22 protein-coding genes are annotated in these 22,648 nt (G+C 71.7%); 17 read left to right on the top strand and 5 right to left on the bottom strand.

Features of this window, described 5'->3' with window-relative positions; translation table 11 throughout:
* Positions 1-5 precede the first annotated feature (5 nt).
* Both ABZ386_RS35475 and ABZ386_RS35470 read left to right on the top strand, forming a co-directional pair.
* The gene (locus tag ABZ386_RS35475; protein ID WP_356506370.1) at positions 6-1,616 is read left to right on the top strand and encodes an FAD-binding protein; all 1,611 of its coding nucleotides are present in this window, start codon (positions 6-8) and stop codon (positions 1,614-1,616) included.
* A gap of 26 nt (positions 1,617-1,642) precedes the next feature.
* Positions 1,643-2,497, top strand: coding sequence for an aldo/keto reductase (locus ABZ386_RS35470; RefSeq protein WP_351345246.1), 855 nt, complete (start codon positions 1,643-1,645; stop codon positions 2,495-2,497).
* Positions 2,498-2,558: 61 nt separating this feature from the next.
* Here the strand turns inward: ABZ386_RS35470 and rfbA are convergent, their stop codons facing one another.
* Entirely contained in the window at positions 2,559-3,434 is an 876-nt protein-coding gene (gene rfbA, locus ABZ386_RS35465) for a glucose-1-phosphate thymidylyltransferase RfbA (protein ID WP_114255072.1), read from the bottom strand.
* Between the two features lie 286 nt (positions 3,435-3,720).
* Between rfbA and ABZ386_RS35460 the strand changes: the two genes are divergently transcribed.
* Together ABZ386_RS35460 and ABZ386_RS35455 are read left to right on the top strand one after the other, a co-directional pair.
* Positions 3,721-3,975 carry an acyl carrier protein gene (locus ABZ386_RS35460; protein WP_351345243.1) on the top strand — a complete coding sequence of 85 codons (255 nt, stop codon included), beginning with the start codon at positions 3,721-3,723 and terminating at the stop codon, positions 3,973-3,975.
* A gap of 270 nt (positions 3,976-4,245) precedes the next feature.
* Positions 4,246-5,016 carry an AfsR/SARP family transcriptional regulator gene (locus tag ABZ386_RS35455; RefSeq protein WP_351345241.1) on the top strand — a complete coding sequence of 257 codons (771 nt, stop codon included), beginning with the start codon at positions 4,246-4,248 and terminating at the stop codon, positions 5,014-5,016.
* 51 nt (positions 5,017-5,067) lie between these two features.
* Here ABZ386_RS35455 and ABZ386_RS35450 read toward each other — a convergent pair whose 3' ends face one another.
* Entirely contained in the window at positions 5,068-5,925 is an 858-nt protein-coding gene (locus ABZ386_RS35450; RefSeq protein ID WP_114255074.1) for a class I SAM-dependent methyltransferase, read from the bottom strand.
* Between the two features lie 187 nt (positions 5,926-6,112).
* Here ABZ386_RS35450 and ABZ386_RS35445 point away from each other — a divergent pair, with 187 nt between their 5' ends.
* From ABZ386_RS35445 to rdmE, 5 genes are read left to right on the top strand one after another with little or no spacing between them, the layout of a single operon-like run.
* The gene (locus ABZ386_RS35445; protein WP_351345237.1) at positions 6,113-6,550 is read left to right on the top strand and encodes an ester cyclase; all 438 of its coding nucleotides are present in this window, start codon (positions 6,113-6,115) and stop codon (positions 6,548-6,550) included.
* Between the two features lie 41 nt (positions 6,551-6,591).
* On the top strand, positions 6,592-7,695 hold the full coding sequence (locus tag ABZ386_RS35440) for a methyltransferase (RefSeq protein ID WP_351345234.1): 1,104 nt from the start codon (positions 6,592-6,594) through the stop codon (positions 7,693-7,695).
* 4 nt (positions 7,696-7,699) lie between these two features.
* A complete protein-coding gene (locus ABZ386_RS35435; protein WP_351345231.1) occupies positions 7,700-8,596 on the top strand; it encodes an alpha/beta fold hydrolase in 897 nt (298 codons plus the stop codon).
* The gene (locus ABZ386_RS35430; protein ID WP_355722838.1) at positions 8,593-9,342 is read left to right on the top strand and encodes a class I SAM-dependent methyltransferase; all 750 of its coding nucleotides are present in this window, start codon (positions 8,593-8,595) and stop codon (positions 9,340-9,342) included. Before ABZ386_RS35435 ends, ABZ386_RS35430 begins: the two co-directional genes overlap by 4 nt.
* A 43-nt stretch (positions 9,343-9,385) precedes the next feature.
* Positions 9,386-10,981 (top strand): aklavinone 12-hydroxylase RdmE, encoded by a 1,596-nt coding sequence (gene rdmE / locus ABZ386_RS35425; protein ID WP_351345225.1) that lies wholly within the window; start codon positions 9,386-9,388, stop codon positions 10,979-10,981.
* Between the two features lie 317 nt (positions 10,982-11,298).
* On the opposite strand, the gene ABZ386_RS35420 is transcribed toward rdmE, so the two are convergent.
* Positions 11,299-12,333: a Gfo/Idh/MocA family oxidoreductase gene (locus tag ABZ386_RS35420; protein WP_351345222.1), complete on the bottom strand. Its 1,035-nt coding sequence runs from the start codon at positions 12,331-12,333 to the stop codon at positions 11,299-11,301.
* Positions 12,334-12,495: 162 nt separating this feature from the next.
* Here ABZ386_RS35420 and ABZ386_RS35415 point away from each other — a divergent pair, with 162 nt between their 5' ends.
* Genes ABZ386_RS35415 through ABZ386_RS35395 form a run of 5 tightly spaced genes read left to right on the top strand, consistent with a single transcriptional unit; the run spans position 12,496 to position 18,424 of the window.
* Positions 12,496-13,635, top strand: a complete 1,140-nt coding sequence (locus ABZ386_RS35415) for a hypothetical protein (protein ID WP_358967700.1) — start codon at positions 12,496-12,498, stop codon at positions 13,633-13,635.
* On the top strand, positions 13,632-14,951 hold the full coding sequence (locus ABZ386_RS35410; RefSeq protein WP_358967697.1) for an activator-dependent family glycosyltransferase: 1,320 nt from the start codon (positions 13,632-13,634) through the stop codon (positions 14,949-14,951). The genes ABZ386_RS35415 and ABZ386_RS35410 overlap by 4 nt, the downstream gene beginning before the upstream one ends.
* 11 nt (positions 14,952-14,962) lie before the next feature.
* Complete coding sequence (gene rfbH / locus ABZ386_RS35405; RefSeq protein ID WP_351345213.1) at positions 14,963-16,264, top strand: lipopolysaccharide biosynthesis protein RfbH; 1,302 nt, start codon at positions 14,963-14,965, stop codon at positions 16,262-16,264.
* A gap of 7 nt (positions 16,265-16,271) precedes the next feature.
* Complete coding sequence (gene fabG, locus ABZ386_RS35400) at positions 16,272-17,057, top strand: 3-oxoacyl-ACP reductase FabG (protein ID WP_351345210.1); 786 nt, start codon at positions 16,272-16,274, stop codon at positions 17,055-17,057.
* 8 nt (positions 17,058-17,065) lie between these two features.
* Positions 17,066-18,424 carry a nuclear transport factor 2 family protein gene (locus ABZ386_RS35395; RefSeq protein WP_358967694.1) on the top strand — a complete coding sequence of 453 codons (1,359 nt, stop codon included), beginning with the start codon at positions 17,066-17,068 and terminating at the stop codon, positions 18,422-18,424.
* A 121-nt stretch (positions 18,425-18,545) separates the two neighbouring features.
* On the opposite strand, the gene ABZ386_RS35390 is transcribed toward ABZ386_RS35395, so the two are convergent.
* Both ABZ386_RS35390 and ABZ386_RS35385 read right to left on the bottom strand, forming a co-directional pair.
* Positions 18,546-19,277: an SDR family oxidoreductase gene (locus ABZ386_RS35390; protein WP_114255085.1), complete on the bottom strand. Its 732-nt coding sequence runs from the start codon at positions 19,275-19,277 to the stop codon at positions 18,546-18,548.
* A 24-nt stretch (positions 19,278-19,301) separates the two neighbouring features.
* The gene (locus ABZ386_RS35385) at positions 19,302-19,748 is read right to left on the bottom strand and encodes a nuclear transport factor 2 family protein (protein ID WP_356670547.1); all 447 of its coding nucleotides are present in this window, start codon (positions 19,746-19,748) and stop codon (positions 19,302-19,304) included.
* Positions 19,749-19,896: 148 nt separating this feature from the next.
* Between ABZ386_RS35385 and ABZ386_RS35380 the strand changes: the two genes are divergently transcribed.
* The 3 genes from ABZ386_RS35380 to ABZ386_RS35370 all read left to right on the top strand — a co-directional run bounded on the left by ABZ386_RS35380 (position 19,897) and on the right by ABZ386_RS35370 (position 22,585).
* The gene (locus ABZ386_RS35380) at positions 19,897-20,676 is read left to right on the top strand and encodes a cyclase family protein (RefSeq protein ID WP_114255087.1); all 780 of its coding nucleotides are present in this window, start codon (positions 19,897-19,899) and stop codon (positions 20,674-20,676) included.
* A gap of 74 nt (positions 20,677-20,750) precedes the next feature.
* Complete coding sequence (locus tag ABZ386_RS35375; protein ID WP_355723865.1) at positions 20,751-21,479, top strand: class I SAM-dependent methyltransferase; 729 nt, start codon at positions 20,751-20,753, stop codon at positions 21,477-21,479.
* A complete protein-coding gene (locus tag ABZ386_RS35370; protein ID WP_358967689.1) occupies positions 21,476-22,585 on the top strand; it encodes a DegT/DnrJ/EryC1/StrS family aminotransferase in 1,110 nt (369 codons plus the stop codon). Before ABZ386_RS35375 ends, ABZ386_RS35370 begins: the two co-directional genes overlap by 4 nt.
* The last annotated feature ends 63 nt before the right edge of the window (positions 22,586-22,648 follow it).

Below are 22,648 nucleotides of genomic sequence, written 5' to 3'. Positions count from 1 at the left end.
GTGTCATGGGCGGATTCAGTCGTCGCGGATTTCTGAGAACGACGGGGGCCGGTGCCGCCGCGGTCGCCACGGCGGGGGCCGCGGCGGCACCGGCCGAGGCCGCCAAGGCCAAGGCCGCCGTGTGCGTGCCGGAGTCGCCCGCCACCACGGTCGGCGCCGCCGATCCCCGGTACGCGGAACTGGTCAGCAGGGGATTCAACAGCCGCTTCGTCGGCAAGCCGGACCTCGTGCACGTGGTGCACACGCCCCGGCAGATCGAGCAGGCCGTCACGGACGCCGTGGCGGCCGGCAAGCAGATCGCGGTCCGCAGCGGCGGGCACTGCTTCGAGAACTTCGCCGATCACCGCGACGTCCGCGTGCTGATCGACACCTCGCCCATGCGCGCGGTCTACTTCGACAAGGAGCACCGGGCGTTCGCGGTGCAGCCCGCCGCCACGCTGGGCGAGGTCTACCGCACGCTGTTCTACGACTGGGGTGTGACGCTGCCCGCCGGAGTCTGCCCCCAGGTCGGTGCGGGCGGGCATGTCGCCGGCGGCGGCTACGGGCCGCTGACGCGGCGTGACGGCACCGTCGTCGACCACCTCCACGGCGTCGAGGTCGTGGTCGTGGACGCAGCGGGCAAGGCCCGTACCGTCACCGCGACCCGGGAGCCGGACGACCCCAACCACGACCTGTGGTGGGCGCACACCGGGGGCGGCGGCGGCAACTTCGGCATCGTCACGCGCTATCTGTTCCGTACGCCCGGGGCCCCGGGCGCCAACCCCTCGGCCCTGCTGCCCAAGCCGCCCACCCGGCTCCGCTCCACCTTCGTGACCTGGTCCTGGGCCGACCTCGACCTGGCCCGGTTCACCCGGCTCGTCACCAACTTCAGCCGGTGGTACGAGGCCCACCACGCCGATCCCCGGTACGGCAGCCTCTACAGCACCCTGCACCTCAACACCCATGCGGTCGGCTCCGTGTCACTGGAGGCCCGCTTCGACGGCGGCCGCGCCGACGCCGCCGAACTGATCGAGCGCTACGTCGCCGCCGTCAACGCGGGGACCGGCCTCGAACCGGCCATCGAGCACCAGGACGACCTCTGGCTCCAGGCCACCCTCGGCGCGCGCTTCGACACGGGCGGGTACGACCGGCACAAGTCCAAGAGCGCCTACCTCAGGCGAAGCTGGACGCCCGAGCGCATCGCGACCGTCCACAAGCACCTGACCGACCCCGCGTTCGACGGCTGGGGCGCCGTCGACCTCTACTCCTACGGGGGGAAGGTCAACACCGTGGCGCCCGATGCCACCGCCGTGCCCCAGCGGGACTCGATCCTCAAGGCCTGGTTCTCGGCCACGTGGATGGATCCGGCCCTCGACGACCAGCACCTGACCTGGATCCGCGAACTGTACCGGGACGTCTTCCGCGACACCGGCGGCGTCCCCGTGCCCAACGACGAGCACGACGGCTGCTACATCAACTATCCCGACACCGATCTGGCCGACGCGCGCTGGAACACCTCCGGTGTGCCCTGGCACACCCTCTACTACAAGGACGGATACCGCCGCCTCCAGCAGGTCAAGGCGAAGTGGGACCCGCGCGGCGTCTTCCGCCACCCGCTCTCCGTCCGGCTCCCCTGATCCCCGGCTGAAAGGAAACCGTCACCGTGCGACCCGGCCGAGCCGTCGGTACACACATCACCCTGGGAGGCGACCTCACCGTGGGCCGGCTCGGCTTCGGTGCGCTCCGGCTCACCGGGCCCCACCACTGGGGCCCACCGACCCGGCCGGACAAGGCCGCCGAGGTGGCGCGGTGCGCGGTCGAACTCGGCGTGACGTTCATCGACACCGCCGACGTCTACGGACTCGGGGCCAACGAGGAACTGCTCGCCACGGCCCTCCACCCCTATCCGCCGGGCCTGGTCGTCTCCACCAAGGCGGGCGAGGTCCGGCCGAGCCCGCACCAGTGGCGGGTGCTCGGCCGGCCCGACTACCTGCGGCAGCAGGCCGAACTCAGCCTGCGCCGGCTGCGGCTGGAGCGGATCGAACTCTTCCAGCTGCACCGGGTCGACCCCCAGGTGCCGCTGGAGGACCAGGTCGGAGCGCTCAAACAGCTCCAGGACGAGGGCAAGATCCGCCACATCGGCCTCTCCGAGGTGACGGTGGAGCAGATCGAGCAGGCCCGCGGTGTGGCCCGCATCGCGAGCGTGCAGAACAAGTACAACCTCTACGACCGGCGCTACGAGAAGGAGTTGGCGCACTGCGAGCGGGAAGGCATCGCCTTCATCGCCTGGAAGCCGCTCGCCGGCACCGCCCGGCCGGCCCCGGACAGCGCCCTCGCCCGGGTCGCCGCGCAGGCCGGGGCGACGACGACGCAGGTGGCGCTCGCCTGGCTGCTGCACCGCTCGCCGGTCGTGATGCCGATCCCGGGCACCGCCTCTCTGTCCCACCTGCGGGCGAACATGGCGGCGGCGGACATCGCCCTCGACGACGAGCAGCTGACCCTGCTCGACCAGGGGTGAGCGACCCGAGGACGGCCGGGCCGGAGGCGACCGCCCCCGGCCCGGCCGAACGCGCGCCGGGTCAGGCGCTCATCTCGTTCGCCACGGCCATGACGTACTCGCCGTACCCCGAGCGTGAGAGTTTCGCCCCGAGCCGGTGGCAGGCGTCGGCGTCGATGAAGCCCATGCGCAGCGCGACCTCCTCCAGGCAGGCGATCCGTACGCCCTGCCGGTCCTCCAGGGTCTGCACGTACTGGCCGGCCTGGAGCAGCGACTGCGGGGTGCCGGCGTCGAGCCAGGCGAATCCGCGGCCGAACGTGACGAGTTTGGCCCGATCCTGTTCCAGGTAGATCCGGTTGACGTCGGTGATTTCCAGTTCGCCGCGGGCGGACGGGCGTATTCGGCGCGCGATCTCCACGACGTCGTTGTCATAGAGGTAAAGCCCGGTGATGGCGAGGTTCGACCTGGGTTTCTCCGGCTTCTCCTCCAGGGAGAGGAGCCGGCCTGATTCGTCCACCTCGCCCACACCGTAGCGCTCGGGATCGGTGACCGGATATCCGAAGAGGACACACCCGTCGATGTCCCGGGAGTGTGCCGCGAGAAGATCGTAGAAACCGTTTCCGTGAAAGATGTTGTCGCCGAGGACGAGGGCGACCGAGTCGTCGCCGATGTGCTCGGCTCCGGTGAGGAAGGCCTGTGCCAGTCCGTTGGGTACGGGCTGTTCGGCGTAGGTCAGGGAGATCCCCAGGTGGCTGCCGTCCCCCAGCAGCCTGCGCAACTGGGGGATGTCGCCGGGCAGGGCGATGATGAGGATGTCCCGGACGTCGGCCAGCATCAGGGCCGAGAGGGGGTAGTAGATCAGTGGCTTGTCGTTGACGGGGAGCAACTGCTTCGAAACAGCCAGGGTGATCGGGTGTAAACGGCTTCCATAGCCGCCCGCCAGGACAATTCCTTTCACTGGCTCCTCCTTTGTCTGGGCATTCTCTGTGACAGTAGGCCGGACACCTCCCGGCGGACAACAATCGTCCTTCCGGTATTGACCGTGCTGCGAGGTGAGGGGGCTGCGATCACCTTCTGATCGAGCTCGCTCGATCGGTTCTCGAGTCTGCCCCTTCCGAATCTGCATAGGGTGCACTTCATGGCCGTTGCCGACCGAGGTGATGCGACATCAGCTCGGTAAGCGAAGCAGGCGGCCGGCACCGCAGGAACGAGAGGTAACGACCGCAAGGGGAGGAAGAACTGTCGTGGCGGCACTGACGAGCGAGAGACTTTTTGCCATCCTGCGCGAGTGTGCGGGGGAAGAGGAGTCCGTAACGGGGGCGGAAAACGCAGTTGACCTGGAATTCACAGACCTCGGGTACGACTCGCTGGCGCTCCTGGAGACCGCTGCCCGGGTCTCGCGCGAGTACGACGTGGAGATCCCGGAGGAGGACCTCTCCGAGGTGACGACCCCCGCGGGATTCCTGACCGTCGTCAATGCGCTGCTGAAAGTGGCTTGAATCGTTCGGTGGCACTCGTCCCACCCGGGCCAGTTTGTTGATTGTGCAACCTGTTAGTTGTCTCTGCAACGAACTTCGGTACCGGCAGCGCTTTCTGTATCGGGCGGAAATCGGGTTTCTCTGTGGGGAACCCGTGAAGAGCCTGAGGCGTTGATGCTCGGTAGACCAGTAGCTTTCTGCGATCTATGGGGGAACGTCGTGAAGCTGGGTGTTCTAGGCCCACTTTCCGTGCAGGTCGAAGGCGACCTGCACACTCCGAGCGCACCGAAGATGAGAAGCGTTCTGGCCACACTGCTGGTGCACGCCGACCAGGTGGTACCGGTGTCGTCACTGATACGCGAACTGTGGGACGAGGAGCCTCCGGTCAGCTGCTTGACCACGCTGCAGACCTACATCCTCAACCTGCGCAAGCTGCTGGCGTCCGCGACGGGAATGACCGCCCGTCAGGTCGCCGCAGAGATCCTCGTGACCCGGTCCGGGGGGTACCTGTTCCGGACCACCCAGGGGGACCTGGACGTCCACCGGTTCCACCAGCTCGTCGCTGACGGACGCAGGGCGCTGTCGTCGGGGGACGACCACGCCGCGCTGTCCACGCTCTCCAGCGCGTTGCAACTGTGGCGCGGACCCGCGCTCGTCGACGTCGTCGCCGGGCGGATCCTCGAAGGGCGCCGGCAGCAGTTCGAGGAGTCCCGGCTGGTCGTCCTGGAGTACCTCGTCGACACCCAGCTCCGGCTCGGCATGTACCGGGAGGTGCTCACCGAGCTCGCGGCGCTGACGGCCGACAACCCGTACCACGAGGGGCTGCACGCCCAGTACATGCGGGCGCTGTACCTCAACGGGCGGCGGGCGCAGGCCCTGGAGCTCTTCCAGCGCCTGCGGGTCAATCTGGTGAACCACCTCGGTCTCGAACCCGGACCGATCGCCCAGGAACTCCATCGCTCCATCCTCAACGCGGAGTCGATCGACGCCCAGGGCAACCTCCGCAGGCCGACCGGGGACATCGTGCGTATGTCGTCCTCCGGCGCGGTGCGGGTCTACTGACCCGGAGGAGCCCGGTCCGGCCGGCGGCGGACCGGGCTCCACGCGACCGGCTCAGTCCGCGATCGAGGCGTGGACGAACCTGACCGGGGTGGGCAGGTGCAGGGGGCCGTCGCCGCGCAGCCGGTCCAGTTCGGTGGTCAGGCGGTGGCGCAGCTGCCGGTTCTCGTACTCCGGCAGGTGCTGCCACAGCAAGCGCATGCCCTGGGTGTGGGACCAGTCGACCCAGGTCTTCCCGTCCGGCGCGCGCAGATCGATGTGCTCGTCGGCGATCTCCACGTCGTCGAATCCGGCGCGCACCATCGTCCGGGTCAGGTCGTCGGTGTCCTGCAGCCAGCTGTTGAACCGCCGCTTCAACGCGTCCGGGCGCCAGTCCGCCGGCAGGTTGCGCAGCAGCCGCTCCGGGATGAGGTCCGTGAACACGGGCGGCAGGAAGGGGAACGTGTCCTCCGTGAAGACCGGGCTGGTGAAGGCGATCCGGCCACCCGGCCGCAGCAGGGCCGCGTACCGGGGGAGCGCGGCCGGCGCGTCGGGCAGGAAGATCAGGCTGTAGCTGCCGGTCACCACGTCGAACGAGGCGGGCGGAAGGTCGGGGTGCTCGCCGTCCATCACCCGGACCTCGACGTGCCGGGCGCCGAGCGCGCCGGCCTGCCGGCGGGCCTCCTCCACCATCGCCGGGGCGATGTCGATGCCGAGCACATGGCCGGACGGGCCCACCCGCTCCGCCGCCACGAACAGGGACGCGCCCCGCCCGCACCCGACGTCGAGAACACGTTGCCCGGGCTGCGGATCGGCCCTTTCCACGAGTCGCCGGCCCATCGGTGTGAAGAACTCGACGCCCAACTGGTCGTAAGTCGCCGCGGCATTGTTGAACGCCTCGGTGACCGTCGATTTGTACATCGTCTTGTCCATGGGACCTCCAGGTGGCGAAAGCCGACCCGACCACCCTGGCCGGTCCGTCTGAAATGTGGGTCGGAATGCGCTCGGTGGCCGCTCGAAACCGGCTTGTCAACGGGTCGAGCCGGTGCCGAAACGGATTGTTGCGAAGAGCTGTGGAAGTCAGGATGAACTCATCGACGACCGACAGGGAGTGCCGACCGTGAGTGATCACATCGACATTGTTCGACGCATGGTGAACAGCTACAACACCGGAAAAACAGAGGACGTGGCCGAGTTCATTCATGAGGAGTACCTCAATCCCGGTGCCCTGGAACACATGCCGGAACTGCGCGGCCCCGAAGCGTTCGCACTCGCGGTGAAGTGGCTGAAGCTCACGTTCTCCGAGGACGCGTATCTGGAGGAGATCAGCTACGAGGAGAAAGGTAGCTGGGTGCGGGCGAAACTCGCCCTGTACGGCCGCCAGGTGGGCGAACTCGTGGGGATGCCCGCCACCGGCCGCCGCTTCTCCGGTGAGCAGATCCACCTCATCCGCATCGTCGACGGCAAGATCCGCGACCACCGCGACTGGCCGGACTACCTCGGCACCTACCGCCAGCTCGGCGAGCCCTGGCCCAAGGAGGAGGGCTGGCGGCCCTGAGCAGCGCGTCCGGCCCACCCACGCCCAAGGGAAGGAACACGGTGAGCTCTTCCTCACCCGGGGAACACCTGGAACCGACCGACCAGGACCTCGACGTACTCCTCAAGAACCTCGGCAACCTGGTGACCCCGATGGCCGTCCGGGTCGCCGCGACGCTCCGCCTGGTCGACCACCTGCTGGCCGGAGCCGGCACCGTCGCCGACCTCGCCGCCCGCACGGACACCCACCCCCAGGCGCTCGCCCGCCTGGTCCGCCACCTGACCGTGGTCGGCGTCCTGGAGGGCGGGGAACCGGACCGGCCGCTGCGCCCCACCCGGCTCGGGCTGCTCCTGGCCGACGGCCATCCGGCGCAGCAGCGGGCCTGGCTGGACCTCGACGGGGCCGTCTCCCACGCCGACCTGGCCTTCACCGGTCTGCTGGACGTGGTCCGCACCGGCCGCCCCGCCTATTCCGGGCGGTACGGGCGGCCCTTCTGGGAGGACCTCTCCGCGGACCGGGAGCTGGCCGACTCGTTCGACGCGCTCATGTCGTGCGACGAGCAGCTGGCCTACGAGGCCCCGGCCGACGCGTACGACTGGTCGGCGGTGCGGCACGTCCTCGACGTGGGCGGCGGCAACGGCGGCCTGCTCGCGGCGATCGCCCAGCGGGCACCGCACGTCCGGGGCACCCTGGTCGAGCTGGCGGGCCCGGCCGAGCGCGCCCGGCGCAGGTTCGAGGACGCCGGGATCGACGACCGGGTCACCGTGGCGGAGGGCGACTTCTTCAAACCGCTGCCCGTCACCGCCGACCTCGTCCTGCTCTCCTTCGTCCTGCTCAACTGGTCCGACGAGGACGCGCTGACGATCCTGCGCCGCTGCGTCCAGGCGCTCGAACCGGGCGGCAGGATCCTCGTCCTCGACCGCGCCGACGTCGAGGGCGACGGCGCCGACCGGTTCTTCAGCACCCTGCTCGACCTGCGGATGCTGACGTTCATGGGCGGGCGGGTGCGCACCCGGGACGAGGTCGTGGCCCTGGCCGGGGCGGCCGGACTCGCCCTGGCCTCGGAGCGCACCAGCGGCTCCGCCACCCTCCCGTTCGACTTCTCGATCCTCGAGTTCACCGCCGCCCCCGAAGGGGCCGCACCCGTCCTCCCAGCACAGGAGTAGACCCATGTCCGAACGCATCGTGCCCAGTGGGGACGTCGAGCTGTGGAGCGACGACTTCGGTGACCCGGCGGACCCGGCGCTGCTGCTCGTCATGGGCGGCAACCTCTCCGCCCTGGGCTGGCCCGACGAGTTCGCCCGGCGGCTCGCCGACGGCGGCCTCCACGTCATCCGCTACGACCACCGCGACACCGGCCGCTCCACCACCCGCGACTTCGCCGAACACCCCTACGGCTTCGGCGAACTGGCCGCCGACGCGGTCGCCGTCCTCGACGGCTGGGGCGTCGACCGCGCCCATGTCGTCGGCCTGTCGATGGGGGCGACCATCGCGCAGGTCATCGCCCTCGACCACCACGAACGGCTGAGCAGCCTGACCATGATGCTGGGCGGCGGGCTCGACATCGACTTCGACGCCAACATCGAGCGCGTGATGCGCGGCGAACCCACGGCGGACGGCCTGCCCGGGCCGCAGCAGCCGTTCCTCGACGCGCTCGCCCTGATGCAGCAGCCGGCCGAGGGGCGCGCCGCCGAAGTGGCCAAGCGGGTGAGCAAGTGGCGCATCCTCTCCGGGACGGGCGTGCCGTTCGACGACGCCGAGTACGCGCGGTGGGAGGAACGGGCGATCGACCACGCGGGCGGTGTCCTCACCGAGCCGTACGCCCACTACTCCCTGACCCTGCCGCCGCCGGAGCGGGCCGCCGAACTGCGTGACGTCACCGTGCCGGCCCTGGTCATCCAGGCCGAGCACGACCCCATCGCGCCCGCACCGCACGGCAAGCACCTGGCCGGGCTCATCCCCACCGCCCGCCTGGTGGAGATCCCCGGCATGGGGCACGCCCTGCCGTCCTCGGTCCACGGGCCCGTGGCCGAGGCCATCCTCGCCCACACCCGGGCGGCGTCATGACCGTGGCGGACGAACAGCGGGCGGGAGAGACGATGTACGGGGCGGACCTCGCCCGGGTCTACGACCTCGTGCACCGGGAGCGCGGCAAGGACTACCGCGCCGAGACCGAGGCGGTCGCCGCCGCGGCCCGGCAGCGCCGGCCCGGCGCCGGGCGGCTGCTCGACATCGCCTGCGGCACCGGCGGCCATCTGCGGCACTTCACCGAACTCTTCGCGCACGTGGAGGGGGTGGAGCTGTCCGCGCCGATGGCCGAGGCGGCGCGTGCCGCGCTGCCCGGGGTGACCGTGCACCGCGGCGACATGCGCGACTTCCGCCTGGACACCACCTTCGACGTGGTGACCTGCATGTTCGGATCCATCGGCTATATGACGTCGGTGGCCGAGCTGGGCCGGGCGCTCACCGTGTTCGCCCGGCACCTGGAGCCCGGCGGGGTGGCCGTCGTCGACCCGTGGTGGTTCTACGAGACGTTCGCCGACGGCCATGTCTCGGCCGACGTCGTGACCGTCGACGGCATCACCGTCTCCCGGGTCTCGCACTCCGCGCGCCGCGGCCGCACCTCGCACATGGACGTGCACTTCGTGGTCGCCGAACCCGGCGTCGGCGCCCGTCACTTCGTCGACACGCACATCATCTCGCTGTTCAGCCGCGCCGAGTACGAACAGGCGTTCCGGGAGGCCGGCTTCGCGGTCGAGTACCTGCCCGAGGCGCCGTCGGGCCGCGGCCTGTTCGTCGGCGTCCGGGTGTGAAGCGGCGACGGGAACCCGCAAGCAACGACGAGAGAGGAACGACATGAACGACCACGAGGTCGACGTTCTGGTGGTGGGTGCGGGCCTCGGTGGCCTGTCGACGGCGATGTTCCTCGCCCGGCAGGGGGTGCGCGTGCTCGTGGTGGAGCGCAGGTCCGGCCTCTCGCCGTATCCGCGGGCCGCGGGGCAGAACCCGCGGACCATGGAGCTGCTGCGCATCGGGGGCGTCGCCGACGAGGTGACCCGGGCCAACGACATCCGCGGCGCCCAGGGCGACTTCGTCATCCGGCTCGCCCAGAGCGTGCGGGGCGAGGTCCTGCGGACCGTCGCGGAGAGCTTCGACGACATGGTGGCCGCCACCCAGCCGTGCACACCGGCCGGCTGGGCGATGCTGTCCCAGGACAAGCTGGAGCCGATCCTGCTCGGGCAGGCGCAGCGGCACGGCGGCGCCATCCGCTTCGACACCCGGCTGGTGTCGTTCGACCAGGACGCGGACGGCGTCACGGCCCGGCTCCAGGGGCCCGGGGGCGAGTACGACCTGCGCGCCGGCTACCTCGTGGGCGCCGACGGCAACCGCAGCCTGGTGCGCGAGTCGCTGGGGATCGGGCGGTACGGGCACGGCACGCTGACCCACATGGTCGGGGTCATCTTCGACGCGGACCTCTCCGGCATCATGGAGCCGGGGACGACGGGCTGGTACTACCTGCACCACCCGCAGTTCACCGGCACGTTCGGGCCGACGGACCGGCCCGACCGGCACACCCTCTTCGTCGAGTACGACCCCGACGAGGGCGAGCGCCCCGAGGACTTCACACCGGAGCGCTGCGTCGAGCTGATCGGCCTCGCCCTGGACGCTCCCGAGGTGCGGCCCGAGCTCGTCGACATCCAGGGCTGGGAGATGGCGGCCCGTATCGCCGAACGCTGGCGCGAGGGGCGGGTGTTCCTGGTCGGGGACGCGGCGAAGGTGACGCCGCCGACCGGGGGCATGAGCGGCAACGCGGCCGTCGCCGACGGGTTCGACCTGGCGTGGAAGCTGGCGGCGGTGCTGCACGGGCAGGCCGGGCCGGGACTCCTCGGCACGTACGAGGACGAGCGCAAGGTCGCGGCGGAGCTGGTCGTGGCGGAGGCGCTGGCGATCTACGCGCAGCGGATGGCGCCGCACATGGCGGATGTGTGGGACAAGTCGGTGGGGTACGCCGAGACACTGCTGGGCTTCCGCTACCGCTCCTCGGCGGTGCTGGCCACGGACGACGATCCGGCGCGGGTGGAGAACCCGCTGAACCCGAGCGGCCGCCCCGGCTTCCGGGGGCCGCACGTCCCGGTGACCCGGCACGGGGAACGGATCTCCACGGTCGACCTGTTCGGCGACGGCTGGACCCTGCTCGCCGGTGAGCTGGGGGCGGACTGGATGGCGGCGGCGGAGACGGTCTCGGCGGAACTGGGGGTGCCCGTCAGGGCGTACCGGATCGGTGCCGGCCTCACGGATCCCGAGGCGGCGGTGGCCGACCGGTACGGCATCGGCAAGGCGGGCGCGAGCCTGGTCCGCCCCGACGGCATCGTCGCCTGGCGCACGGACGAACAGCCGTCGGACGCCGCGGAGGCCCTGGGCGGAGCCCTGCGCAAGCTCCTCTCCCGCTGACCCCGCCCGCGGGGGCAGCACGCCGCCCCGCACCCCCCTGGTCAGACCGGCGGGGTGCGGGGCGGTCCCGGGCGGGGCGCGGGGTGGATGCCGGGCGGCGGGCGCGCGGCGGCGGCGCCTCCGACCGGCGGCGCGGGTGCTCGCGCGCGGTGCCGCGCCGCGGACCAACGGCCGGGGGCACCACGCGGGGCGGGCACGGCGACGGACCAGACCGCACCACGCGCGCCGCGTGCGGGCCCGATCCCTGCCGCACCACGCGCGCCGCGCGCAGGGCGCGGCGGGGCCGGCGCGGGGCCGGGCTCATGTCGTACGCCGGGTCAGGCCAAGTCGGCTGCCAAGGCGTCGCCCGGGCGGGTCTTCGGGTCGCCGACCAGGGTTGCCGCGCGGCGGACGCGGTCGACCAGGAGGGCCTGGCGGTGGATCACGGACGTGTCGGTGAGGGGGCCCGCGCCCGTCAGGGCCGCGCGGACGAAGGCGTCCATCGCGTTGAAGACCTGGTTGTCCTCGGGCAGCGACCGCTCCGTCACCACGTCCTGCTGCTCGATCCGGACCACCGGCTTCAGTTGCTCCGGCGGCGTGAAGGCCCGCCGGACGCTCACCCGGCCCCGGTTGCCCCACAGCGCGTAGGTCGACCGGTAGGAGTGCTCGAAGCCGAAGTCCAGCTGGGCCGTCACCCCCCGGTCGTCGCTCAGCAGCACGCTGCCCGCCACGTCCACCCCGGTCGCCTCGTCCACCCGCAGACAGGCCCCGAGCACCTCCAGCTCCCCGGCCAGGTACAGCTGGGCCGCGCGCAGCGGATACACCCCGACGTCGAGCAGCGCGCCCCCGCCCAGCGCCGGCTGGTACCGGAACGACTCCGGGGCCAGCGGCGGCACCGCGAACGACCCCGAGAACAGCCGCAGTTCCCCCACGGCCTCGTCGAGCATCGCGCGTACCGCGGCGTGCTGGGAATGGTGCAGGAACATGAAGTTCTCGGCCAGCACGAGCCCGAGTTCCGACGCGGTCGACATCAGCTCGAGCGTCTTCTCGTACGTGTCCGACATCGGTTTCTCGACCAGCACGTGCTTTCCCGAACGCAAAGCCCGCAGTGCCCACTCGTGATGCATGGCGGGCGGCAGCGGAATATAGATGGCGTCCAGGTCGTCCCGCTCGACGAGTTCCGCGTAATCCCCCACGCCATGACAGCCGAACGCGGCTCCCACCCGTTCGGCCCTCCCTTTGTCCCGGCTGGCCACCGCGACGAGGTCCACATGGTCGTGCGCGGCGAGAACGGGCATGATCCGGCGCATCGCGATGTTCGCCGTACCGATCACGCCCATTCGGAGCGCCCGTTGCTGACGGTGCTCTGGCATAGGGATCCTCATCACCTCGCGGGAGTCCAGTGGCTTCCCCACCGTAGGACCGGGAGATCAAGCACTGCTTGAGGAACGGTGGATGCGGAAAAAGGCAGTTCGAGTGTTCTTCTAATACGGCCCCGTACCTTGCCGAGGGAATCGGATGACGGAGGTGGCGGGGTGACGGCGGCGACGCATGCCCTGGGGCGCGAACTGCAACTCGTCCACGCGGCGCAATGGCTCTACGCGATCAACGGCGAGCCGTTCGTGCCGGGGGAGGGCGACCCGTACGCGCGGCTGGTACGGGGATTCGACAGCGACGAGGACGGCACGGACGACGCGGGCGGAATCCTCGCGTCGGTCGCGGAGCGAGGGCCGGTGTGGCGCAGCCGGCTCGACACCTGGGTCGTCACCGGCCCCACGGCGCTCCGGGAACTGTCCGGCAGCCGGGAACTGGCGGTGTCCGCCGCCGTGCCGCAGGCGGAGGCGTGGCTGCCCGACCCGGCGCGCCAGCGCTCCACGGCGCTCGTCCGGGACCTGGCACGGCGGGGCGGGACGAGGGCCGTGCGCGGGCACGCCGGGACGCTGCGGGAACAGGCCACCCAGGCGGCGGCCCTGCTCGGGCCGGGCCCCGTCGACCTGATGGCCGACTTCGCCGAGCCGCTGACCGCGGCGGTGTACGCCGTACTCCTGGACGTCCCGCAGGAGCGGCACGCGGCGTTCGCCGCCGCCGTCGCCGCCACGGCACCGGCCGTGGACGCGCTGCTCTGCCCGCAGACGCTGGAGGTGACGCGGCGCCTGGCGGCCGGCGTGCGAGAACTGCGGGAGCTCTTCGCCGGCCGCGACCGGGCGGAGGCGGACCTGCTGCTCGCCGTGGCCGGGGCCCGGGCCGCGGCGGACCTGCTCGGCAACGCCCTGCACACGCTCCTCGGCCGGCCGCGGGAGTGGGCGCAGTTGCGCTCGGACCCCGGGCACGCGGCCCGGGTGGTCGAGGAGGCCCAGCGCGACCGGCCGCTGTGGCGGGCGCACCCCCTGGTGGCCCTCGCCCCGGCCGAGGCGGCCGGCACCCGCATCGAGACCGGCGACACCGTCACGGTCGTGACCACCGGGACCGGCGGCGGCCCGGCCCCGCTGCCGGTGCGCGCCTGCGCCGCCCTGCTCCCGGCCGCACGGGCGCAGGCCGAGCAGGCGCTGCCGGCGCTGGCCGCGCGGTTCCCGCTGCTGCGGCCGGACGGCGATCCGGTGCGCCTGCGCCGGGCGCCCCTGACCCGGCGCCTGGTCCGGCTGCCGGCCCGACTCGGCGAGGAGGAGACGCGATGAGGGTTCTGTTCACCTCACTGGCCCACCACACCCACTACTACCCACTCGTGCCGCTGGCGTGGGCGCTGCGCACCGCGGGCCACGAGGTGCGGATCGCCAGCCAGCCCGAGCTGACCGACGTCATCACGGGCACGGGGCTGACCGCCGTGCCCGTCGAGTGGTCGCTCGGCGCCCTGGAGGACCTCGGCCTGCTCGGCAAGCTCCACGACGAGGCCTCGGCCCACGTGCAGGGCTTCGACTACGCCGCCCGGGGCGAACACCCCTGGACGTACGAGCAGTTGCTGGCCCTGGAGAACGTCATGGTGCCGACGCTCTACGGCGCCCTCAACAACGACACCATGGTCGACGCCCTGGTGGACTTCGCCCGCTCCTGGCAGCCCGACCTCGTCGTCTGGGAGACCTTCACCCTCGCCGGGGCCATCACGGCGCGCGTGACGGGCGCGGCCCACTGCCGGCTGGTCTCCGGCCCCGACATCAGCGTGCGGGCCCGCAAGGAGTTCCTGCGGCTGGCCGCCGAGCAGGAGCCCGAGCACCGCGAGGACCCCACCGCCGAGTGGCTGGAGCGCACGCTGCGGCGGCTGGGCTGTGACGCCGGCTTCGACGAGGACATGGTCACCGGCCAGTGGACCGTCAACACCACGCCGCCCAGCACCCAGCTCACCCTGGACCTGCCGACCGTCCAGGTGCGGCACGTGCCGTACAACGGTCCCGCGGTGGTGCCGGACTGGCTGCGGACCCACCTCGGGCGCAGCCGCGTCTGCGTGACGCTCGGCTCCTCGGCCTCGGACGTCGGCGTCGACATGGCCGAACTCCTGGCGCATCTCGCGGAGCTGGACGCGGAGATCGTCGCCACCGTCGACGAGGCGACCCGCGAGGCGGCGAAGGACCTGCCGGACAACGTACGCCTGGTCGACTTCGTCCCGCTCAACGACCTGCTGCCCACCTGCGACGCGGTCGTGCACCACGGGGGCGTCGGCACCAAGGCGACGGCCGAACTGCACGCCGTGCCCCAGCTGATCCTGGCCTTCGGCTGGGACACCGAGGTCATGGGCCGCGGGCTGGAGGACATCGGCGCCGGCCTGTGCGTGCCGAGCGAGGGCCTGCTCCCGGACGTGCTGCGCAAGCAGGTCCAGCGACTGATCACCGAGCCGTCGTTCGCCCGCGGGGCCCGGCGGCTCCAGGAGGAACTGCTCGCCGTGCCCAGCCCCAACGAGGTCGTTCCGGTGCTGGAGCGGCTGGTCGCCGAACACCGCCGCGACCCGGGGGCCTCAGGGGCGGCGCACGACACGAACGGGTTAGGCCACCACCGAGGATGAGGGGTTCAGAGGTGACGGACACCAAGGCGCTGGTGCTGGAACTGGCGCGCAAGTACCACAAGGAACAGGAAACGCGCGCGTTCGAACCGGGAGTCACGCCGATCCTGTCCTCGGGCGCGGTCCTCGACGAGGAGGACCGGCACGCCTTGGTCGAGGCCGCACTGGAGATGCGGATCGCCGCCGGCGTGCGCACCCGGAAGTTCGAGAGCGAGTTCGCCCGCTACTTCCGGCTGCGCAAGGCGCACATGGTGAACTCGGGATCGTCGGCCAACCTGCTGGCGGTCAGCGCGCTCACCTCGCCGAAGCTGAAGGACCTGCGGCTGCGCCCCGGCGACGAGGCCATCACGGTGGGCGCCGGCTTCCCGACCACGATCAACCCGCTCGTCCAGAACGGACTGACACCGGTCTTCGTCGACGTCGAACTGGGCACCTACAACGCCTCGCTGGCCCAGATCGAGGCGGCGATCTCCCCGCGCACCCGGCTCATCATGATCGCGCACGCCCTCGGCAACCCGTTCCCCGTCGCCGAGGTCGCCGAACTCGCCTCCCGGCACGACCTGTTCCTCATCGAGGACAACTGCGACGCCGTCGGCTCCACCTACGGGGGCAAACTCACCGGCACCTTCGGCGACCTGTCGACGGTCAGCTTCTACCCGGCCCACCACATCACCGCGGGCGAGGGCGGCTGCGTCCTCACGGCGAGCCTGGAACTGGCCCGGATCGTGGAGTCGATGCGCGACTGGGGCCGCGACTGCTGGTGCGAACCGGGCACCGACAACACCTGCCTGAAGCGGTTCGACTACCAGCTCGGCACCCTCCCGGCCGGCTACGACCACAAGTACATCTTCTCCCACGTCGGCTACAACCTGAAGGCCACCGACCTCCAAGGGGCCCTCGCGCTCAGCCAGTTGCAGAAGGTCGACGACTTCGTCGCGGCCCGCCGGCGCAACTGGCAGCGGCTGCACGACGGGCTGGCCGGAGTGCCCGGACTGCTGCTGCCCCGGGCCACTCCGAACAGCGAACCCAGCTGGTTCGGCTTCGCCCTGACCGTGCTGCCCGACGCGGGCTTCACCCGCAGGGACCTCGTCGACTTCCTGGAGGGCCGGAAGATCGGCACCCGCCGGCTGTTCGGCGGCAACATCACCCGCCACCCCGCCTACCAGGACGTGCGCTACCGGATCGTGGACGAGCTGACGAACTGCGACACCGTCACCGAGGACACCTTCTGGATCGGCGTCTACCCGGGGCTCACCGGCGAAATGCTCGACTACGTCATCGAGACCATTACCGAGTTCTGCACGCGAAAGGGCTGATCAGACCATGTCCGCAGAACCCAGCCGGGTCGCCGTCGTCACCGGCGCCACCAGTGGGATCGGCCTCTCGGTCGCCCGGTCGCTGGCCGCCGCCGGCCACCGTGTGTACCTGTGCGCCCGGGACGCCGACCGGGTCGCGCTCACCGTCAAGGAACTGCGCGCGGAGGGCCACGAGGTGGACGGCGCCGCCTGCGACGTGCGCGAGGTCGCGCAGATCGAGGCCCTGATGTCCGCAGCCGTGGAGCGCTACGGGCCCGTCGAGGTGCTCGTCAACAACGCCGGCCGCAGCGGCGGCGGGCCGACCCACACGATCACCGACGAGCTGTGGGACGACGTGATGGCCACCAACCTCGACAGCGTCTTCCGCGTCACCCGGGCCGCCCTGACCACCGGCCGCATGCGCGAGGGCGGCTGGGGCCGGATCGTGAACATCGCCTCCACCGGCGGCAAGCAGGGCGTGGTGCTCGGCGCCCCCTACTCGGCCTCCAAGCACGGCGTCGTCGGCTTCACCAAGGCCCTGGGCCTGGAACTGGCCAAGACCGGCATCACGGTCAACGCGGTGTGCCCCGGCTATGTGGAGACGCCCATGGCGGAGCGGGTCCGGCAGGGCTACGCCGCCGCCTGGGACACCACGGAGGAGGAGGTCCTCGACCGGTTCCAGGCCAAGATCCCGCTCGGCCGCTACACCACGCCCGACGAGGTGGCGGGCATGGTCGGCTACCTGCTGACCGACGCGGCCGCATCCGTCACCGCGCAGGCGATCAACGTCTGCGGCGGGCTGGGCAACTACTGAGGAGAGCCATGCCGGACGAGACCGCGCACCACACCGTCCACGAGATCGACGTGCGAGCGCCCGCCGAGGCGGTGTTCGACCTCATCGCCGAGGCTTCCCGCTGGCCGGCGCACTTCCCGCCGAGCGTCCACGTCGAGCGACTGGAGGGCGACGACCGCCAGGAGCGGCTGCGGATCTGGGCCACGGCCAACGGCGAGGTCAAGAGCTGGACCTCGCGGCGTGAACTGGACCGGGCCGGACTGCGCGTGGCGTTCCGCCAGGAGGAGTCCCGGGCGCCCGTGCGGAGCATGAGCGGGGAGTGGCGGCTTCAGCCGCTCGGCCCGGAGCGGACCCGGGTGCGCTTCACCCACACGTTCACCGCCGTCGACGACGCCCCGGAACACATCGAGTGGATCAACCGGGCCATCGACACCAACACCGCCTCGGAGCTGGAGGCGCTGCGCCGGGGCGCGGAGGAGGCGGACGCCGGCCTCACCTTCACCTTCGACGACAGTGTCCGCGTCGACGGCTCGGCGAAGGACGCCTACGAGTTCATCCGCGCCGCGGACCGCTGGACGGAGCGGCTGCCGCACGTCGCCCGGGTCGTCCTCACCGAGGACACCCCGAACGAGCAGATCCTGGAGATGGACACCCTCACCGCCGACGGCGAGACCCACACCACCCGTTCGGTGCGGGTCTGCTTCCCCGCCGAGCGGATCGTCTACAAGCAGATCCGGACCCCGGCGCTGATGGCCGCGCACACCGGGGAGTGGATCTTCGAGGAGGACGAGGAGGGCTGCACGGTCACCTCCCGGCACACCGTGCGGATCGAACCGGACGCCGTGACCACCGTCCTCGGCCCGCAGGCCGACGTGGCCGCCGCCCGCACCATGATCCGGGAGGCCCTCGGCCGCAACAGCCTGGCCACGCTGCGGCACGCGGCGGAGCACGCCAAGCGGCTGAGCGGCACCGAGCAGGTCTCCGCGCAGACGTACGTCGCCGTGCAGCAGTTCTACGCCCGGCAGATGCGGCTGCTGGACGAGCGGCGGGCCGAGGAGTGGGCGCGGACCTTCACCGAGGACGGCGTCTTCGCGCAGAACACCGCCCCCGAGCCCCTCCGCGGCCGGGCGGCCGTCGCCGCCGCCGTACGCCGGAACCTGGCGCGGACGGCGGACACCCCGGAGCAGCGGCGCCATGTGTTCTCCATGCTCACCGTGGTGCCCGGACCCGGCGGCTCCCTGCACACCCGCTGCTACGCGCAGGTCCTGGCGACCCCGGCCGGGGGGCAGAGCAGGCTGCACCTGAGCGCCGTGTGCGAGGACGAACTGGTGCCGGACGGCGACGGCTGGCTGGTCCGCCACCGCAGGGTCGAGCACGACGGCGTCTGAGCAGCGACCTCGGCGGGCCCGCACGTCGGCGGGCCCGCACGTCGGCGGGCCCACACGCCGGCGGGCCGCACCGGTGGACGGTGCGGCCCGCAGGCGTGCGCGGCCGGGGCCGCCGGTGCGCTCAGGTGAGGGAGAGACCGCCGTCCACCGGGACGACCGCGCCCGTCATGTAGCGGCCCCCCGGATCGGCCAGAGTCGTGACCCACCAGGCCACGTCCTCGGGCGTGGCGACCCGCCCGAGCGGGATGCGCTCGGAGATCTGCCCGAGGAACCCCTGGTACTCCTCGGCGGACATGCCGACGCGCTCGCCGATGCCGGTGTCCGTCACGCCCGGGGCCACCGACACCACGCGGATGCCGCGCGGCGCGAGCTCCACGGCCCAGGTGCGGGTGAAGTGGTTCAGCGCCGCCTTCGTGGCCCAGTACACCGAGTTGTCGGGGAACCCCTGGATGCCCAGCGAGCCGGCGGAGCTGACGTTGACGATGGTGCCGCCGGTCGCCTCCAGGGCGTCCAGGGCGGCCTGCGCCACGAAGGCCGGCGCCATCAGGTTGACCGCGAGCTGGTGCTCGGTGGCGGCCCGGTCGAGTTTGGCGAGCGGCGCGAACGTGCCGGTCCCGGCGTTGTTGACCAGCACGTCGACGCGCCCGAAGGCCCGCAGCGCGGCCTCCACCACCGTCTCGCCGGCCCCCGGCTCGGTGACGTCGGCCACCAGGGTGCGGATGCCGTCGTGGCCCTCGGCCGTCTCGTCGAGGGCGGCCGCGGTGCGGCCGACGACGAGCACACGGTCCCCCTGCCCGGCGAAGCGGCGGGCCGTCGCACGGCCGATTCCGGTGCCGCCACCGGTGATGATCACAGTCCTAGGAGTCATGCCGGGACGCTACTGACGACCGCTCGAAGCGCGGTCGACCCATCCGCCCGGCCGGTCGTCCCGGGTGATGCGCCGCTCCGCCACCAGCAGTTCGCCGTCCTGCCGGACCAGCCGGTCGCGCATCACGCACGACAGGTGCACCCGTGGCGCGCCGCCCCGCGGGGTCGCCAGGATCTGCACGTACGAGACGGTCTCGATCCCGTCGCCGGTGCTCCGGGCGGTCGTCATGGTGACCCAGTGGCGGTGCACCTCCCCGGCGGCCGCGCGCCCCTCGGCCGCCGCCCGCGCACCGGCGGCGATGCCGTCCCGGCCCCGGACGGGCTCCGTCATCGACGGGGACGCGAACGTGGCGTCGGGCGTGAACGTGGCGGCCCACGCCCCGGCCTCACCGCCGTCGAGCAGTTGCATGTGGCGGGCGTAGAACTGCTGGATGTCGGTGCTGTCCGTGCTGTCCATGAACGGCCTCCCCTACGACGGTCTGCACGCCCGACCCTGACGCACCCGTGTCGAATCCCGCTCGAGACGGCGGCGCGGTCGTCGAGCGGGATTCCAATGCCTTCCGAGCGGCTGCGGCCAGGCTGGCGTGGTCGTCCAGGAGGTGGCCGTGCGCATCATTGACCTGTCCTCGCCGGTGGACTCCGGCTCGTTCGAACCGGACCCGGTGGTCCACGAGGTGATGTCCCCGCGTGAGGGCGCGCTGCACATGCGCGACGAGATGCGGAAGCACTTCGGCATCGAGTTCGACCCCGACGACCTGCCCGACGGCGAGTTCCTCTCGTTGGACCGGCTGAGTCTGACCACGCACACCGGTACGCACGTCGACGCGCCCTCGCACTACGGCTCGAAGACGACGTACGGCACCGGCGTGCCCCGGCACATCGACGCGATGCCGCTGGAGTGGTTCCTCGCCCCCGGCGTGGTCCTGGACGTCCGGGGCCGCGAGGCGGGCACGGTCGACGCGGCCGACCTGCGCAAGGAACTCGACCGGATCGGGTACGCGCTCGCCCCGTCCGACATCGTGATCCTGCACACCGGCGCCGCCGCGTGGTCGGGCACCAGCCGGTACTTCACCGACTTCGTCGGTCTCGACGCGAGCGCCATCGCCTTCCTGCTCGACGCGGGCATCCGGGTGGTCGGCACCGACGCGTTCAGCCTGGACGCGCCGTTCGGCACGATCATCGCCGAGTACCGGCGGACCGGGGACCCCGCCGTGCTCTGGCCGGCCCACGTCGCCGGACGCCACCGGGAGTACTGCCAGATCGAGCGGCTCTCGGGACTGGAGAACCTGCCCGCGCCGTACGGCTTCCAGGTGTCGTGCTTCCCGGTGAAGATCGCCGGCGCCGGGGCCGGCTGGGCGCGGGCGGTCGCCCTCGTCGACGACTAGGAGGGCCTCCCGGAGGAGGGCCCCGACCCACCGCCCACTGCCGCACAGGACAGCAGCCGACCCGAGGAGAAACCATGTACAGCACGGACCTCGCCGAGGTCTACGAGACGGTGTACCGCAGCCGGGGCAAGGACTGGGCGGCGGAGGCCGAGGACATCGCGGCCCTGGCCCGCCGGCACACCCCGGGCGCCGACACGCTGCTCGACGTGGCGTGCGGCACCGCCGCCCATCTCGGCCCCTTCAGCAAGCTCTTCGCCACGGCGGAGGGCCTGGAGATCGCGGCGCCGATGCGCGACCTGGCGCTGGAGCGGTGGCCCGGCCTGACCATCCACGAGGGCGACATGCGCGACTTCGACCTCGGCCGCCGGTACTCCGTCGTCACCTGCATGTTCTGCGCCATCGGCTATCTGGGCAGCGTCGAGGAGATGCGCTCCGCCGTGGCCTCGATGGCCCGCCACCTCGACCCGGGGGGCGCGCTGATCATCGAACCCTGGTGGTTCCCCGAGCAGTTCAAGGAGGGGTTCGTGGCCGGGGACCTGGCCCGCGAGGGCGACCGGACCGTGGCCCGGATCTCCCACTCCACCCTCCAGGGGCGCGCCACCCGGATGGAGGTCCGCTTCCTCGTCGGGGAGCCGTCGGGCATCCGGACCTTCACCGAGATCGACGTACTGACCCTCTTCACGCGTGACGAGTACGAGCAGGCGTTCCGGGACGCCGGATGCTCCGTCACGTACCGGCCGGGCCCGCCGACGGGCCGCGGTCTCTTCGTCGGAGTCAAGGAGCGGGAGGTGTCCGGGCGATGACCACCTACGTCTGGGACTATCTGCGGGAGTACGCCGAGGAGCGCGAGGAACTCCTCGACGCCGTCGACACGGTGTTCCAGTCCGGTCAGCTCGTCCTCGGCGAGAGCGTCTCCCGCTTCGAGCAGGAGTTCGCCGCCTACCACGGGCAGCCGCACTGCGTGGGCGTGGACAACGGCACCAACGCGCTCGTCCTCGGCCTGCAGGCGCTCGGGGTGAAACCCGGCGACGAGGTGATCACGGTGTCCAACACGGCCGCCCCCACCGTGCTGGCCATCGACGCCGTCGGAGCCCGGCCGGTCTTCGTCGACGTGCGCGAGGAGGACTACCTCATGCGCACCGACCAGCTCGCCGACGCGCTCACCGAGCGCACCGCGGCCATCGTGCCGGTGCACCTGTACGGGCAGTGCGTCGACATGGCCGCCGTGACCGCCTTCGCCGAGCGCCACGGACTGAAGGTCCTGGAGGACTGCGCCCAGGCCCACGGCGCCCGGCATTACGGCCGGCTGGCCGGGACCATGGGCGACGCGGCGGCCTTCTCCTTCTACCCGACGAAGGTGCTCGGCGCGTACGGCGACGGCGGCGCCGTGGTCACCCGCGACGACGCCACGGACGCCGGCCTGCGCCGGCTGCGCTACTACGGCATGGAGGACAGGTACTACGTTGTCCAGACGCCCGGGCACAACAGCCGCCTCGACGAGGTCCAGGCCGAGATCCTCCGCCGCAAGCTACGGCGCCTCGACGCCTACATCGAGGGCCGGCGGCGCGTGGCGCGACGCTATGCGGAGGGGCTGGGGGACACCGGCCTCGTCCTTCCCTCGAACGCGGTGGGCAATGATCACGTCCACTACGTCCACGTGGTCCGCCACCCCGAGCGGGACCGCATCATCGAGCGGCTCAGGGCGTACGACATCGAGCTGAACATCAGCTATCCCTGGCCGGTGCACACGATGAGCGGCTTCGCCCACCTCGGCTACCGCGAGGGCGACCTGCCGGTGACCGAGCGGCTGGCGAAGGAGATCTTCTCCCTGCCGATGTACCCCTCGCTGCCGCAGCACGTCCAGGAGAAGGTGATCGAGGCGCTCCGCGAGGTGATCGCCGGGCTCTGACGCCCGCGCGGGTGCGCGAAACGCCGTGTCCCGGTGAGGCCGACCGCCTCACCGGGACACGGC

The organism is Streptomyces sp. NPDC006140 (assembly GCF_040628815.1).
Taxonomy (GTDB): Bacteria; Actinomycetota; Actinomycetes; order Streptomycetales; family Streptomycetaceae; genus Streptomyces.
The sequence above is the reverse complement of the archived record's forward strand: the minus strand, read 5'-3'. Positions and strand labels throughout refer to the sequence as shown.